Raw genomic sequence first — 16,349 nt, forward strand, 5'->3', positions numbered from 1 at the left:
TCAGCAGGCCTGTTTGAATTAAATAACTTTTGAAACTGAAATCTATTATACTACAAAGTGTTGAAAGCGCTTTAAAAATAATATATAATAAACCCATAAGAACAAAGAAAAGGAGGAAAGAGGATGCCACAGATTACTAAAGAAGCCTTGATTGCACAAATCAAAGATGGAATCATCGTTTCTTGTCAGGCCCTTCCTCACGAACCGCTTTATACAGAAGCGGGAGGAGTCATTCCCTTGCTGGTCAAAGCGGCTGAGCAAGGTGGAGCAGTTGGTATCCGAGCAAACAGTGTTCGCGATATCAAGGAAATCAAGGAGGTTACCAACCTTCCAATCATTGGGATAATTAAACGAGATTATCCACCGCAAGAACCCTTCATCACTGCTACTATGAAAGAAGTTGATGAATTAGCAGAACTGGACATAGAAGTGATTGCTCTGGATTGTACCAAGCGTGAACGCTATGATGGTTTGGAGATCCAAGAGTTCATTCGTCAGGTTAAGGAGAAATATCCTAACCAGCTCTTGATGGCTGATACAAGTACTTTCGAAGAAGGATTGGCAGCTGTTGAAGCAGGAATTGACTTTGTCGGAACAACCTTATCAGGATACACATCTTACAGTCCAAAAGTGGATGGTCCCGATTTTGAATTAATTAAAAAACTCTGTGATGCCGGTGTAGATGTCATTGCAGAAGGGAAAATTCATACACCAGAACAAGCCAAACAAATCCTGGGATATGGAGTGCGAGGCATCGTTGTAGGTGGCGCTATTACTAGACCAAAAGAGATTACAGAACGCTTCGTTGCTGGTCTTAAATAACACAATTTAAAAACAGAGGAGAGTGGTGGATGCGTCGGATGAAATGAAAACGTATACAAATGCAATCTTACTCATTATCCAATATGGATACGCTTATCAATTAGGAGAATACAAATGAAATTTAGAAAACTAGCTTGTACAGTACTTGCGGGTGCTGCGGTTCTTGGCCTTGCTGCATGTGGTAATTCTGGTGGTAGCAAAGATGCTGCTAAATCAGGTGGAGATGGCGCTAAAACAGAAATCACTTGGTGGGCATTCCCAGTCTTCACTCAAGAAAAAACTGGTGACGGTGTTGGAACATATGAAAAATCAATCATCGAAGCTTTTGAAAAAGCAAATCCAGATGTAAAAGTGAAATTGGAAACCATCGACTTCAAGTCAGGTCCTGAAAAAATCACAACAGCTATCGAAGCAGGAACAGCTCCAGACGTACTTTTTGACGCACCAGGACGTATCATCCAATACGGTAAAAATGGTAAATTGGCTGAGTTGAACGATCTCTTCACAGACGAATTTGTTAAAGATGTTAACAATGAAAACATTGTACAAGCAAGTAAAGCTGGAGACAAAGCTTACATGTATCCAATAAGTTCTGCACCATTCTATATGGCTATGAACAAGAAAATGTTGGAAGAGGCTGGAGTTGCAAACCTTGTAAAAGAAGGTTGGACAACTGATGATTTTGAAAAAGTTTTGAAAGCGCTTAAAGACAAAGGCTACACACCAGGTTCATTGTTCAGTTCTGGTCAAGGGGGAGACCAAGGAACACGTGCCTTCATCTCAAACCTTTACGGCGGTTCTGTAACAGATAAAGATGTAACAAAATATACAACTGATGATCCTAAATTCGTCAAAGGTCTTGAAAAAGCAGCTGGCTGGATTAAAGACGGTTTGTTGAACAATGGTTCACAATTTGACGGTGGAGCAGATATCCAAAACTTTGCCAACGGTCAAACATCTTACACAATCCTTTGGGCACCAGCTCAAAACGGTATCCAAGCTAAACTCTTGGAAGCAAGTAAAGTAGAAGTGGTAGAAGTACCATTCCCATCAGATTCAGGTAAACCAGCTCTTGAATACCTTGTAAACGGATTTGCAGTATTCAACAATAAAGACGACAAGAAAGTTGCAGCATCTAAGAAATTCGTTCAATTCATCGCGGATGACAAAGAATGGGGTCCAAAAGACGTTGTTCGTACAGGTGCCTTCCCAGTTCGTACTTCATTTGGCAAACTTTATGAAGACAAACGTATGGAAACAATCAGTGGTTGGACTAAATACTACTCACCATACTACAACACTATCAATGGTTTTGCTGAAATGAGAACACTTTGGTTCCCAATGTTGCAATCTGTATCAAATGGTGACGAAAAACCAGCGGATGCTTTGAAAGCCTTCACTGAAAAAGCTAACGAAACAATTAAAAAAGCTACAAAACAATAAGCACTAAATCAGATTGACTCCTCCCTTTTCCCTGTGCATAGTCTATGTAAGAAAAGGGGGGATTTTATTTGAAATGTAAGGAACTGTCACGAAATTAAAATGAAGTTCTTACATAAGCGAATCTTAAAAAATTTCATTTTGATTTTAAAATAGTTTAAAAAAATCCAAAATATTTTATTTGTGAAAGAGAGGTGCCGACTGTGAAAGTCAATAAAATTCGTATGCGGGAAACAGTGATTTCCTACGCTTTCCTAGCACCAGTATTATTCTTCTTTGTCATCTTTGTATTGGCTCCTATGATTATGGGATTCATTACAAGTTTCTTTAACTACTCAATGACTAAATTTGAGTTTGTAGGCTTGGACAACTATGTTCGCATGTTTAAAGACCCTGTCTTTATGAAGTCTTTGATCAATACCGTTATTCTGGTTATTGGATCTGTACCAGTGGTTGTTCTATTCTCACTCTTTGTAGCATCTCAGACCTATCATCAAAATGCCATTGCCAGATCTTTCTACCGTTTCGTCTTCTTCCTTCCTGTTGTAACAGGTAGTGTTGCCGTAACAGTTGTTTGGAAATGGATTTATGACCCACTATCAGGGATTCTAAACTTTGTCCTTAAGTCAAGCCACATCATCAGCCAAAACATTTCTTGGTTGGGAGATAAAAACTGGGCTTTGATGGCGATTATGATTATCCTTTTGACTACATCTGTTGGTCAGCCGATTATCCTTTATATCGCAGCGATGGGAAATATTGACAATTCATTGGTAGAAGCAGCTCGGGTTGACGGTGCGACTGAATTGCAAGTTTTCTGGAAGATTAAATGGCCTAGCCTTCTTCCAACAACTCTTTACATCGCAATCATTACAACAATCAACTCATTCCAGTGTTTCGCCTTGATTCAGTTGTTGACATCTGGTGGTCCAAACTACTCAACAAGTACACTTATGTACTACCTTTACGAAAAAGCCTTCCAATTGACAGAATATGGCTATGCCAACACAATTGGTGTATTCCTAGCAGTTATGATCGCTATCGTAAGCTTTGTTCAATTTAAAGTACTTGGAAACGACGTAGAATACTAAAGAAAGGAGACAGCTATGCAATCTACACAAAAGAAACCTTTAACAGCTTTTACTGTTATTTCAACTATTATCTTGCTCTTGTTGACCGTGCTGTTCATCTTTCCGTTCTACTGGATTTTGACAGGTGCCTTCAAGTCACAACCTGATACAATCGTTATTCCACCACAATGGTTCCCTAAAATGCCAACCATGGAAAACTTCCAACAACTTATGGTGCAAAACCCTGCCTTGCAGTGGATGTGGAACTCTGTATTTATTTCATTGGTAACCATGTTCTTAGTCTGTGCGACCTCTTCTCTAGCAGGTTATGTATTGGCTAAAAAACGTTTCTATGGTCAGCGTATTCTCTTTGCCATCTTTATCGCTGCCATGGCACTTCCAAAACAAGTTGTCCTTGTGCCATTGGTACGTATCGTCAACTTCATGGGAATCCATGATACACTTTGGGCAGTTATCTTGCCTTTGATTGGATGGCCATTCGGGGTCTTCCTCATGAAACAGTTCAGTGAGAATATCCCTACAGAGTTGCTTGAGTCAGCTAAAATCGACGGTTGTGGTGAGATTCGTACTTTCTGGAGCGTAGCCTTCCCGATTGTGAAACCAGGATTTGCAGCCCTTGCAATCTTTACCTTCATCAATACATGGAACGACTACTTCATGCAGTTGGTTATGTTGACTTCACGTCAAAACTTGACCATCTCACTTGGGGTTGCAACTATGCAAGCTGAAATGGCAACCAACTATGGTTTGATCATGGCAGGTGCCGCTCTTGCAGCAGTTCCAATCGTAACAGTCTTCCTAGTCTTCCAAAAATCTTTCACTCAGGGTATTACTATGGGAGCGGTCAAAGGTTAATACTCTGCGAAAATTGAATTCAAACTACGTCAGCGTCACCTTGCCATACTTAAGTATTGCCTGCGGTTAGCTTCCTAGTTTGTTCTTCAATTTTCATTGAGTATAAGAGAATACAGAGTTATAAGTGTCTACAAAATGTAGGGTATTTGCTTACCTTAGAGATTTTGTTAGACACTTATCAACTTAAGAATAATTTTAGTTAACTATCAGAAACGAAGGAAAGAGTATGATTTTTGACGATTTGAAAAACATCACCTTTTACAAAGGAATTCATCCCAATCTAGACAAGGCTATCGACTATCTCTACCAGCATCGTAAAGATTCATTTGAATTAGGTAAGTATGAGATTGACGGGGACAAGGTCTTTCTAGTTGTGCAGGAAAATGTCCTCAATCAAGCTGAAAATGATCAATTTGAGCATCATAAAAACTATGCAGATTTGCATTTGCTGCTAGAAGGACATGAATATTCGAGCTACGGTTCACGTATCAAAGACGAGGCAGTAGCATTCGACGAAGCAAGTGACATTGGCTTTGTTCATTGTCATGAACACTACCCACTCTTGTTGGGTTATCACAATTTTGCGATTTTCTTCCCAGGAGAACCGCACCAGCCGAATGGCTATGCAGGTATGGAAGAGAAGGTTCGCAAATATCTCTTTAAAATTTTGATTGATTAAAAAATCAGGAGGAGCAAATATGGCACAAAAAGGAGTAAGCCTTATCAAGGCAGCATTTGATACAGATAACTTTCTCATGCGTTTTAGTGAGAAGGTCTTGGATATCGTGACAGCCAATCTTCTTTTTGTCGTCTCTTGTTTGCCCATCGTGACGATTGGAGTGGCTAAAATTAGTCTCTACGAGACTATGTTTGAGATTAAGAAGAGTAGACGTGTGCCTGTCTTTAGAATCTATTTAAGAGCTTTCAAGCAAAATCTGAAACTAGGTCTTCAGTTAGGTCTGCTTGAGTTGGGCATTGTCTCATTAAGCCTTCTAGACCTCTATCTCTTCTGGGGTCAGACAGCTATGCCTTTCCAAATGGTGAAAGCTATCTGTCTAGGCGTTCTTATCTTCCTCACTATCGTGATGTTGGCTAGCTATCCCATAGCTGCACGCTATGATTTGACTTGGAAAGAAGTCTTACAAAAAGGACTTATCTTGGCAAGTTTTAACTTTCCTTGGTTCTTCCTCATGTTAGCTATTCTCTTTCTTATTGTGATGGTTCTTTATCTGTCCGCCTTCACTTTACTTTTAGGTGGTTCAGCCTTCCTGCTTTTTGGGTTTGGGCTCTTGGTCTTTCTCCAGACTGGATTGATGGAGAAAATTTTCGCAAAATACCAATAGGATGGCTTGTCTATGAAACTACTTTCAAGCCATAAACATTTCAAAATTCATATCGAAACTAAAATCTAAGTGTACACAAGATATTGAAAGCGTTTTTCATAAGGTGTATACTAAACACGTAAAGAATAAATCCTGCTTTTAGCAGAAAAAAAGAAATCTTAGGAGAAAATCTATGTCAGATTTAAAAAAATACGAAGGTGTCATTCCAGCCTTCTACGCATGTTATGATGATCAAGGAGAAGTAAGTCCAGAGCGTACGCGTGCCTTGGTTCAATACTTCATTGATAAAGGTGTTCAAGGTCTTTATGTCAATGGTTCTTCTGGTGAATGTATCTACCAAAGCGTTGAAGACCGCAAGTTAATCTTGGAAGAAGTCATGGCAGTTGCCAAAGGTAAATTGACCATCATTGCTCACGTTGCTTGCAACAATACCAAAGATAGTATGGAACTTGCTCGTCATGCTGAAAGCTTGGGTGTAGATGCCATTGCAACGATTCCACCAATTTATTTCCGCTTGCCAGAATACTCAGTTGCTAAATACTGGAACGATATCAGTTCTGCAGCTCCAAACACAGACTACGTGATTTACAACATTCCTCAATTGGCAGGTGTTGCTCTGACTCCAAGTCTATACACAGAAATGTTGAAAAATCCTCGTGTTATCGGTGTTAAGAACTCTTCTATGCCAGTTCAAGATATCCAAACCTTTGTGAGCCTTGGTGGGGAAGACCATATCGTTTTCAACGGTCCAGATGAGCAGTTCTTAGGTGGTCGTCTCATGGGAGCTAAAGCTGGTATCGGTGGTACTTATGGTGCTATGCCAGAACTATTCTTGAAACTCAATCAGTTGATTGCTGACAAAGACTTGGAAAAAGCGCGTGAATTGCAATACGCTATCAATGCAATCATTGGCAAATTGACTGCTGCACATGGAAATATGTATGGTGTGATTAAGGAAGTCTTGAAAATCAATGAAGGACTTAACATTGGATCAGTTCGTTCACCATTGACACCAGTGACTGAAGAAGATCGCCCAGTTGTAGAAGCAGCTGCAGCCTTGATTCGTGAAACCAAGGAGCGCTTCCTCTAATCCATAAGGAGGTATTTATGACACACTACGTTGCAATTGATATCGGTGGAACCAACATCAAATATGGTTTGATCGACCAAGAAGGCCAACTTGTTGAATCGCATGAAATGCCAACAGAGGCGCATAAAGGTGGACCTCATATCTTACAAAAGACCAAAGATACTGTAGCTAGCTATTTAGAAAAAGGCCCAATAGCAGGTGTTGCCATTTCTTCTGCAGGAATGGTGGATCCAGACAAGGGTGAGATTTTCTATGCTGGGCCTCAGATTCCCAACTACGCAGGTACTCAGTTCAAGAAGGAAATCGAGACTAGCTTTAATATTCCTTGTGAGATTGAAAATGATGTCAACTGTGCAGGTCTTGCTGAAGCGGTATCTGGTTCAGGCAAGGGAGCGAGTGTGACACTTTGCTTGACCATTGGAACCGGTATCGGTGGCTGCTTGATTATGGATGGGAAAGTCTTCCATGGTTTTAGCAATTCAGCCTGCGAAGTCGGTTATATGCATATGCAGGATGGAGATTTCCAAGACTTGGCTTCTACGACAGCCTTGGTAGAGTATGTAGCAGCAGGTCATGGAGATCCAGTTGACCAGTGGAATGGCCGACGTATCTTTAAGGAAGCCACTGAAGGAAACAAAATCTGCATGGCTGGTATTGACCGGATGGTAGATTACCTAGGGAAAGGTTTGGCAAATATTTGCTACGTTGCTAATCCAGAAGTGGTTATTCTCGGTGGCGGTATCATGGGACAAGAGGCTATCCTCAAACCCAAGATTCGCACAGCCTTGAAAGATGCCTTGGTGCCAAGCCTAGCTGAAAAAACACGATTAGAATTTGCCCATCACCAAAATACAGCAGGTATGTTGGGAGCTTATTATCACTTTAAAACAAAACAATCCTAGTTTGGCTGAGCCAAACTAGGATTTTCTGACGCGTTTTTGTCTACGATAGCCATTGAGTTTTTTATTTTCCCAATAGCTATTAAAGATTTTCTCCTTGCTTTCACGATTGATTTCCAAAAAATAGGCATAAATCAAATCGATAAAGAAGAGCATAGGAAGTTGAGCGGATATACGTTGAATGTAGGAAGGCTGACTGTGGCTAGCAACAAGAACGTTTTCTGTATAGGTCTGACTATCTTTATTGGGAACACTTGTAAAGAGTACAGTCTTTGCCCCCATCTCCTTAGCGTCTAATAGACTATCTAAAATAGAAGGTGTTGTGCCAGAAAGTGAGAAACCGAGTACGAGACAATTTTCATCCATAATACTGGTTGTCCAAGCAAAGCCGTCTTGATCGGTTAAAGCCTCGCATACCACCCCCAGACGCATAAAGCGTAATTTCATTTCACGAGCGACGAGGCCAGAACTGCCAGTTCCGAAGAAGTAGACACGATCAGCACCTTCGATTAACTGGGCGATTCGTTCTAGTTGTTTTTCGTCAATCAAGTCCTGTGTTTGTTCTCGCATATTACTGTAGCTTCTAAGAACTCGTTTTGTCAGGGGGCTGTGGTCGGGATGTTGGCTAGCTTGATTATCTGCTTGGTGTTGGTATTGGAAAATAAATTCTCGATAACCTGTAAAACCACACTTTTTAGCAAAGCGGGTCAGAGCGGCTTGAGAGATATGTAATTTTTGAGTGACCTGCTGAGAAGATAAATCATCTGCAATGGTTTCAGATTGTAAAAAATAGCGAGCGATTTCTTGCTCTAGATCTGTTAACTCTTCAAAATGAAGATCAATAATGCTTGCGATATCTTGCGGGTTCATGATACTCCTTTATTTGAGTCTAGCTATTAATCGATAATTATTTTTTGTAGCTTTTGTAAATATTATATCATATAAAATAGTTATGTTTAAATAAAAAAACCATCAGAAACTAAATTAAAAAAGCTCACTTCTTTTCCATAATTTTCTTCTCAAATTATGGTACAATTAAGAGTAAGACTTAAAATAGAAATGAGACTGATTTGTATGAGAAAATTTGACAGCCATTCGATTCCGATTCGGCTTAATTTATTGTTTTCGATTGTCATTTTGCTCTTTATGGCCATTATAGGTCGCCTGCTTTATATGCAGGTTTTGAACAAGGATTTTTATGAGACAAAATTAGCATCTGCTAGTAAAACAAAGGTGACCACTAGTTCGGCTCGGGGCGAAATTTATGATGCCAGCGGCAAGCCCTTAGTTGAAAATACTGTGAAACAAGTTGTTTCCTTTACTCGAAACAACAAAATGACGGCTGCAGATTTAAAAGAAACAGCCAAGAAGTTGCTGGCTTATGTGGGAGTTTCTTCTCCAACATTGACTGACCGACAGTTGGCGGACTATTACCTAGCAGATCAAGATGTCTATAAGAAAGCAGTGGAAAGTTTACCACGTGAGAAGCGATTTGATTCTGATGGCAATCAATTATCTGAATCCGAGCTTTACAATAATACTGTTGAAAGTATCGATCCAAGCCAATTGGCCTACTCGGATGACGAAAAGAAAGAAATTTACCTCTTTAGCCAACTCAATGCAGTTGGAAATTTTGCGACAGGAACCATTGCGACAGATTCTTTGTCAGATACACAGATTGCCTTGATTGCTTCGGCCTCTAAGAATTTACCTGGTATCAGTATTTCAACTTCGTGGGATCGAAAGGTTCTAGAGACTTCTCTTTCGTCTATAGTAGGAAGTGTATCCAGTGAAAAAGCTGGTCTACCAGCTGAAGAAGCAGATGCTTATATCAAAAAGGGTTATTCTTTAAATGATCGTGTTGGGACTTCTTATCTAGAAAAACAATATGAAGAAACCTTGCAAGGAAAACGCTCAGTTAAGGAGATCCATCTAGATAAGTACGGTAACATGGAAAGTGTCGAAAATATCGAAGATGGTACCAAAGGGAATAATATTAAACTGACTATTGATTTGGCCTTCCAAGATAGCGTGGACAATCTGCTTAAGAGTTATTTCAATTCCGAACTGGGAAATGGAGGAGCCAAGTATTCAGAAGGTGTGTATGCAGTCGCCCTCAACCCAAAAACAGGTGCGGTTTTGTCTATGTCAGGGCTAAAACATGACTTGAAAACGGGAGATTTAACACCTGATTCCTTGGGAACAGTAACCAATGTCTTTGTCCCGGGTTCTGTTGTCAAGGCGGCGACCATCAGCTCTGGTTGGGAGAATGGAGTCTTATCAGGGAATCAGACCTTGACAGACCAACCGATTGTTTTCCAAGGTTCAGCTCCAATTAATTCTTGGTACACTCAGGCTTACGGTTCATTTCCGATTACAGCTGTGGAAGCCTTGGAGTATTCTTCTAATACCTACATGGTCCAAACGGCTTTGGGCATTATGGGTCAGACCTATCAACCCAATATGTTTGTGTTAACTAACAATTTAGACTCCGCCATGGGGAAACTTCGCTCGACATTTGCGGAATATGGTCTCGGAGCCTCAACAGGCATTGACCTTCCAGATGAGTCAACTGGTTTTATACCAAAAGAGTATAATTTTGCTAATTACATTACCAATGCATTTGGTCAGTTTGATAACTACACCCCTATGCAATTGGCCCAGTACGTTGGAACCATTGCCAACAACGGTGTTCGGATTGCACCTCACATTGTCGAGGGGATTTATGGAAACAACGAACAAGGTGGCTTAGGGAACTTAATCCAATCTGTTGAAACCAAGGAAATGAATAAAATTAATATTTCTGAGTCTGATGTTTCCATCCTCCAACAAGGCTTTTATCAAGTGTCACATGGTGGTAGTGCTTTGACAACCGGTCGTGCCTTTTCAAATGGCGCAGCGGTATCCATTAGTGGAAAAACAGGTACTGCCGAAAGTTATGTTGCGGGAGGTCAAGAAGCTAACAATACCAATGCTGTGGCCTATGCACCATCAGATAATCCTCAAATCGCTGTAGCTGTTGTCTTCCCTCATAACACCAACCTTACAAATGGTGTCGGACCTTCCATTGCGCGCGATATTATCAACCTCTATAACCAACATCATCCAATGAATTAGAAAGGAACATATGCTTTATCCAACACCTATTGCTAAGCTAATTGACAGTTATTCGAAGTTACCGGGTATCGGGATTAAGACGGCTACCCGTCTGGCCTTCTATACTATTGGAATGTCTGATGACGATGTCAATGAATTTGCTAAAAATCTCCTTTCTGCTAAGAGAGAGCTGACCTACTGTTCCATCTGCGGTCGCCTGACTGATGACGATCCTTGCTCTATCTGTACCGATCCGACTCGTGACCAGACAACGATTTTAGTTCTCGAAGATAGTCGCGATGTGGCGACTATGGAGAATATTCAAGAATACCATGGACTTTATCATGTCTTGCATGGACTCATTTCTCCCATGAATGGCGTCAGTCCAGATGATATCAATCTCAAGAGCCTTATGACTCGTCTTATGGATAGTGAAGTTTCAGAAGTAATCGTAGCAACAAATGCTACAGCAGATGGGGAAGCGACATCCATGTATCTTTCACGTTTGCTCAAGCCAGCTGGTATCAAGGTTACGCGTCTAGCACGAGGTCTCGCTGTCGGAGCGGATATTGAGTATGCGGATGAAGTTACACTCTTACGAGCCATTGAAAATCGAACAGAGTTGTAAGTGTAGACAAATTAACACACTCAATTCATTTATACAAAAATCACGGAGACCGACAGTTGTTTTATCGGTCTCTTTTTAGATTTATTGAAGACCAGTATCAGGTTCAAGTTTCAAAAAAGAAGCAAATATGATATACTAAAGAACGAGTATTCTATTAGAATTGGAACAAATAATATGAAACAAACGATTATTCTTTTATACGGTGGACGTAGTGCAGAGCGTGAAGTCTCTGTTCTTTCAGCTGAAAGTGTCATGCGTGCGGTCAACTACGACCGTTTCACAGTCAAGACTTTCTTCATCAGCCAGTCAGGTGACTTTATTAAAACGCAAGAATTTAACCAGACTCCAGGTCAAGAGGATCGTCTTATGACTAATGAAACCATTGATTGGGATAAGCAAGTTGCACCAAGTGCCATCTACGAAGATGGTGCAGTGGTCTTCCCAGTCCTTCATGGTCCGATGGGAGAAGATGGTTCTGTTCAAGGCTTCCTCGAAGTTTTGAAAATGCCTTATGTCGGCTGTAATATCTTGTCATCAAGCCTTGCCATGGATAAAATCACCACTAAGCGTGTCTTAGAATCTGTCGGGATTGCCCAAGTTCCTTATGTGGCTATCGTTGAAGGCGATGATATGACTGCTAAAATTGCTGAAGTTGAAGAAAAATTGACTTATCCAGTTTTCACAAAACCATCCAACATGGGTTCTAGTGTCGGTATTTCTAAGTCTGAAAATCAAGAGGAACTTCGTCAAGCCTTGAAACTTGCCTTCCAATATGACAGTCGTATCTTGGTTGAACAAGGGGTAAATGCCCGTGAAATCGAGGTTGGTCTACTGGGTAACTACAATGTCAAAAGCACGCTTCCAGGAGAAGTTGTTAAGGATGTTGCCTTCTACGACTACGATGCCAAGTATATTGATAACAAGATTACTATGGATATCCCAGCCAAAATTAGTGATGATGTGGTAGCTGTCATGCGTCAAAATGCAGAAACTGCCTTCCGTGCCATTGGTGGGCTCGGTCTATCTCGTTGCGATTTCTTCTATACAGATAAGGGAGAGGTTTTCCTCAACGAGCTTAATACCATGCCAGGTTTCACCCAGTGGTCTATGTATCCATTACTTTGGGACAATATGGGAATCGGCTACCCAGAACTAATCGAGCGATTGGTTGATCTTGCCAAGGAAAGTTTTGACAAGCGCGAAGCGCATTTGCTATAAAATGAAAGAGAGGGTAGAAGCCAGAACCATCACTGCAAGGTGACTAGAGTTCTCGTGCTTCGACCCTTTTTAAAGGAGTAGAAATGAAATTAACAATCCATGAAGTGGCCCAAGTTGTCGGAGCTAAAAATGATGTCAGCATCTTTGAGGATGCTCGGTTGGAAAATGCTGAGTTTGATAGTCGTTTGATTGCGGCAGGAGATTTATTTGTCCCCCTCAAAGGTGCGCGTGACGGTCATGACTTTATCGAAACAGCCTTTGAAAAAGGTGCTGCTGTAACCCTGTCTGAGAAAAAGGTCGCAAATCATCCCTACATTCTAGTAGATGACGTTTTGGCTGCCTTTCAATCCCTAGCATCCTACTATCTTGAGAAAATGGATGTTGATGTCTTTGCTGTCACAGGTTCAAATGGCAAGACAACGACTAAGGATATGTTAGCGCACTTGCTATCAACAACCTACAAAACCTATAAGACACAAGGCAACTACAATAATGAGATTGGTCTTCCCTACACAGTTCTCCATATGCCTGAAGGAACAGAAAAGTTGGTCTTGGAGATGGGGCAGGATCACTTGGGAGATATTCATCTCTTGTCAGAATTGGCTCATCCAAAAACAGCCATCGTGACCTTGGTTGGAGAAGCCCATTTGGCCTTTTTCAAAGATCGTTCTGAAATTGCTAAAGGAAAAATGCAAATTGCAGACGGGATGTCTTCGAATTCCTTGCTCTTGGCACCAGCAGATCCGATTGTAGAGGACTACTTGCCAACTGACAAAAAGGTAGTTCGTTTTGGGCAAGGGGCAGAGTTGGAAATTACCGACTTGGTTGAGCGTAAGGATAGCTTGACCTTTAAGGCCAATTTCTTGGAGCAAGACCTTGATTTGCCAGTAACTGGCAAGTACAATGCCACCAATGCTATGATTGCATCCTATGTTGCCCTACAAGAAGGAGTTTCAGAGGAGCAAATTCGTCAGTCTTTCCAAGGTCTTGAATTGACGCGTAATCGTACTGAGTGGAAGAAAGCAGCCAATGGAGCAGATATCCTGTCAGACGTATATAATGCCAATCCAACTGCTATGAAGCTGATTTTGGAGACATTCTCTGCCATTCCAGCCAATGAAGGTGGCAAGAAAATTGCAGTGTTGGCGGATATGAAGGAGCTTGGTGACCAGTCTATTCAGCTTCATAATCAGATGATTTTGAGCCTCTCGCCTGATGTGCTGAATACCGTTATTTTCTATGGAGAAGACATTGCTGAATTAGCCCAATTGGCCAGTCAAATGTTCCCAATTGGCCACGTTTACTACTTCAAGAAAACAGAAGACCAAGACCAATTTGAAGACCTAGTCAAGCAGGTCAAAGAAAGCCTTGGAGTCAATGACCAAATCCTGCTCAAAGGCTCTAACTCTATGAATCTAGCCAAGTTGGTAGAAAGTTTAGAAAATTAAGCAAAGTGATTTTGTCAAACATTTATGTATTTTTAAATCCATTTTTGACAAATAGCATGGTATAATAAAATGCAGGAAAATTTTGAATCATGAGGAAGACTAGATGAATTTATGGGATATTTTCTTTACGACCCAAGCAACAGAACCACCTAAATTTGACCTTTTTTGGTATGTTAGCCTATTTACGCTTTTAGCTTTGACCTTTTATACAGCCTATCGTTATCGTGAAAAGAAGGCTTACCAACGATTTTTCCAAATCTTGCAGGCGGTTCAGTTGATCCTGATTTATGGTTGGTATGGGGTCAATCATATGCCTCTGTCAGAAAGTTTACCCTTTTACCATTGTCGTATGGCTATGTTTGTGGTGCTCTTGCTACCTGGTCAGTCCAAATATAGGCAGTATTTTGCATTACTAGGAACATTTGGGACATTAGCAGCCTTTGTTTATCCAGTGTCAGATGCCTATCCTTTCCCACATATTACGATTTTATCCTTTATCTTTGGCCACTTAGCTCTCTTGGGGAACTCTTTAGTTTATCTATTGAGACAGTATAACGCGCGATTGCTGGATGTGAAGGGAATTTTTCTCATGACCTTTGCACTAAATGCCTTGATTTTTGTGGTCAATTTAGTAACAGGTGGAGATTACGGATTCTTGACAAAACCACCATTGGTTGGAGACCATGGCTTAGTAGCTAATTATTTAATCGTTTCCCTGGCCTTATCAGCAGCGATTACGTTAACAAAGAAAATCTTGGAACTATTTTTAGAACAAGAAGCAGAAAAAATGATTGCAAAGAAAGCTTAGAAATGAGCTTTCTTTTTTTCATAAATCTGATTTTTTATAACTTGTTTGGAAAATAAAAAAATTTGATGAGCGAATGTGAAAAAATGGTAAGTAAATTTAGGAAAAACTAAGCACGATTGGATTTTTTGTGTTATAATATTCTGTGAATAGCTATGCCCTATTTTAGCTATATTGAATAGAAGTTTGAAACTTGGAAGAGAGAGGATGCGATGTAATGGCTAGAGATGGTTTTTTTACAGGCTTAGATATCGGAACTAATTCGATTAAAGTATTGGTTGCCGAGCATAGAAATGGTGAACTAAACGTAATTGGTGTAAGTAATGCCAAGAGTAAAGGTGTAAAGGATGGGATTATCGTTGACATTGAAGCAGCAGCAACTGCTATCAAGTCAGCTATTTCCCAAGCAGAAGAGAAAGCTGGCATTTCAATCAAATCAGTGAATGTTGGTTTGCCTGGAAATCTTTTGCAGGTAGAACCAACTCAAGGTATGATTCCAGTTACATCTGATACAAAAGAAATTACAGATCAAGATGTTGAAAATGTTGTTAAATCAGCCTTGACAAAGAGTATGACACCAGATCGTGAAGTCATTACTTTTATTCCAGAAGAATTTATCGTAGATGGTTTCCAAGGTATTCGTGACCCACGTGGTATGATGGGGGTTCGTCTTGAAATGCGTGGTTTGCTTTACACAGGTCCACGTACTATTCTTCACAATTTACGCAAGACAGTTGAGCGCTCAGGTGTTCAAGTTGAAAATATTATTATTTCACCATTGGCTTTGGTTCGTTCAGTCTTGAACGAAGGAGAACGTGAATTTGGAGCTACTGTGATTGATATGGGAGCAGGTCAAACAACTGTTGCTACAATCCGTAACCAAGAACTCCAGTTTACAAATATTCTTCAAGAAGGTGGAGATTATGTCACAAAAGATATCTCTAAAGTCTTGAAGACTTCACAGAAATTAGCTGAAGGATTGAAATTAAACTATGGTGAAGCCTACCCTTCACTTGCAAGCAATGAAACCTTCCAAGTTGAAGTAATTGGTGAAGTAGAGCCTGTAGAAGTTACAGAAAGCTACCTAGCAGAGATTATTTCAGCCCGCATTAAGCACATTTTTGAACAAATCAAACAAGAGTTGGAAAGAAGACATTTGTTGGATCTTCCAGGTGGGATTGTTCTGATTGGTGGAAATGCTATTTTACCAGGTGTTGTAGAACTTGCACAGGAAGTCTTTGGCGTTGGTGTCAAACTTTACGTTCCAAATCAAGTTGGAATCCGTAATCCTGCCTTCGCTCATGTGATTAGCTTGTCTGAATTTGCTGGTCAATTGACTGAGGTGCATTTATTAGCACAAAGAGCAGTCAAGGGTGAGGATACTTTGCGTCACCAACCAATTAATTTTGGTGGGATGATTCAACGCGTTACGCAAGTAGCACAACCGACCCCTATTCAACCAGTTCAAAATACTGAGGTAGAGCAATCAGCTTCTACAAACGTAGTTGCTCCGAAAGAAGATAAAGTATCTTCTCAAAATAAACCAAAAATCGCAGATCGCTTCCGTGGTTTAATTGGAAGTATGTTTGATGAATAAAAGAGGAAAAATAAACT

15 protein-coding genes are annotated in these 16,349 nt (G+C 40.5%); 14 read left to right on the top strand and 1 reads right to left on the bottom strand.

Features of this window, described 5'->3' with window-relative positions; all coding sequences use genetic code 11:
• Positions 1-123: 123 nt before the first annotated feature.
• From ACLNCV_RS05140 to ACLNCV_RS05175, 8 genes are all read left to right on the top strand, one after another.
• A complete protein-coding gene (locus ACLNCV_RS05140) occupies positions 124-822 on the top strand; it encodes an N-acetylmannosamine-6-phosphate 2-epimerase (protein WP_001135679.1) in 699 nt (232 codons plus the stop codon).
• Positions 823-936: 114 nt separating this feature from the next.
• A complete protein-coding gene (locus tag ACLNCV_RS05145) occupies positions 937-2,265 on the top strand; it encodes an ABC transporter substrate-binding protein (RefSeq protein WP_045611137.1) in 1,329 nt (442 codons plus the stop codon).
• Positions 2,266-2,486: 221 nt separating this feature from the next.
• Complete coding sequence (locus ACLNCV_RS05150) at positions 2,487-3,353, top strand: carbohydrate ABC transporter permease (protein WP_153198773.1); 867 nt, start codon at positions 2,487-2,489, stop codon at positions 3,351-3,353.
• Positions 3,354-3,368: 15 nt separating this feature from the next.
• Positions 3,369-4,208 (top strand): carbohydrate ABC transporter permease, encoded by an 840-nt coding sequence (locus ACLNCV_RS05155; RefSeq protein WP_001192120.1) that lies wholly within the window; start codon positions 3,369-3,371, stop codon positions 4,206-4,208.
• Between the two features lie 226 nt (positions 4,209-4,434).
• Entirely contained in the window at positions 4,435-4,887 is a 453-nt protein-coding gene (locus ACLNCV_RS05160) for a YhcH/YjgK/YiaL family protein (protein WP_125393914.1), read from the top strand.
• 19 nt (positions 4,888-4,906) lie between these two features.
• Entirely contained in the window at positions 4,907-5,551 is a 645-nt protein-coding gene (locus ACLNCV_RS05165; protein WP_060628657.1) for a YesL family protein, read from the top strand.
• A 172-nt stretch (positions 5,552-5,723) separates the two neighbouring features.
• Complete coding sequence (locus ACLNCV_RS05170) at positions 5,724-6,641, top strand: dihydrodipicolinate synthase family protein (protein ID WP_049544866.1); 918 nt, start codon at positions 5,724-5,726, stop codon at positions 6,639-6,641.
• Positions 6,642-6,658: 17 nt separating this feature from the next.
• Positions 6,659-7,543, top strand: coding sequence for an ROK family protein (locus ACLNCV_RS05175; protein ID WP_049544865.1), 885 nt, complete (start codon positions 6,659-6,661; stop codon positions 7,541-7,543).
• 15 nt (positions 7,544-7,558) lie between these two features.
• Here ACLNCV_RS05175 and ACLNCV_RS05180 read toward each other — a convergent pair whose 3' ends face one another.
• Positions 7,559-8,410, bottom strand: coding sequence for a MurR/RpiR family transcriptional regulator (locus ACLNCV_RS05180; protein ID WP_084888731.1), 852 nt, complete (start codon positions 8,408-8,410; stop codon positions 7,559-7,561).
• Positions 8,411-8,599: 189 nt separating this feature from the next.
• On the opposite strand from ACLNCV_RS05180, the gene pbp2b reads away from it, so the two are divergent.
• The 6 genes from pbp2b (at position 8,600) to ftsA (ending at position 16,332) form a co-directional block, all read left to right on the top strand.
• Complete coding sequence (gene pbp2b / locus ACLNCV_RS05185) at positions 8,600-10,657, top strand: penicillin-binding protein PBP2B (RefSeq protein WP_261126260.1); 2,058 nt, start codon at positions 8,600-8,602, stop codon at positions 10,655-10,657.
• A gap of 10 nt (positions 10,658-10,667) precedes the next feature.
• Positions 10,668-11,264 (top strand): recombination mediator RecR, encoded by a 597-nt coding sequence (gene recR / locus ACLNCV_RS05190; protein WP_424844938.1) that lies wholly within the window; start codon positions 10,668-10,670, stop codon positions 11,262-11,264.
• Between the two features lie 174 nt (positions 11,265-11,438).
• Complete coding sequence (locus ACLNCV_RS05195) at positions 11,439-12,482, top strand: D-alanine--D-alanine ligase (RefSeq protein ID WP_125442943.1); 1,044 nt, start codon at positions 11,439-11,441, stop codon at positions 12,480-12,482.
• An 83-nt stretch (positions 12,483-12,565) separates the two neighbouring features.
• A complete protein-coding gene (locus ACLNCV_RS05200) occupies positions 12,566-13,930 on the top strand; it encodes a UDP-N-acetylmuramoyl-tripeptide--D-alanyl-D-alanine ligase (RefSeq protein ID WP_424844939.1) in 1,365 nt (454 codons plus the stop codon).
• 103 nt (positions 13,931-14,033) lie between these two features.
• Positions 14,034-14,738: a YwaF family protein gene (locus tag ACLNCV_RS05205; protein ID WP_125454885.1), complete on the top strand. Its 705-nt coding sequence runs from the start codon at positions 14,034-14,036 to the stop codon at positions 14,736-14,738.
• Positions 14,739-14,952: 214 nt separating this feature from the next.
• On the top strand, positions 14,953-16,332 hold the full coding sequence (gene ftsA / locus ACLNCV_RS05210; RefSeq protein WP_004257776.1) for a cell division protein FtsA: 1,380 nt from the start codon (positions 14,953-14,955) through the stop codon (positions 16,330-16,332).
• The last annotated feature ends 17 nt before the right edge of the window (positions 16,333-16,349 follow it).

The organism is Streptococcus sp. CL5.50 (assembly GCF_049738015.1).
In the GTDB taxonomy this organism is placed as follows: Bacteria; Bacillota; Bacilli; order Lactobacillales; family Streptococcaceae; genus Streptococcus; species Streptococcus mitis_CA.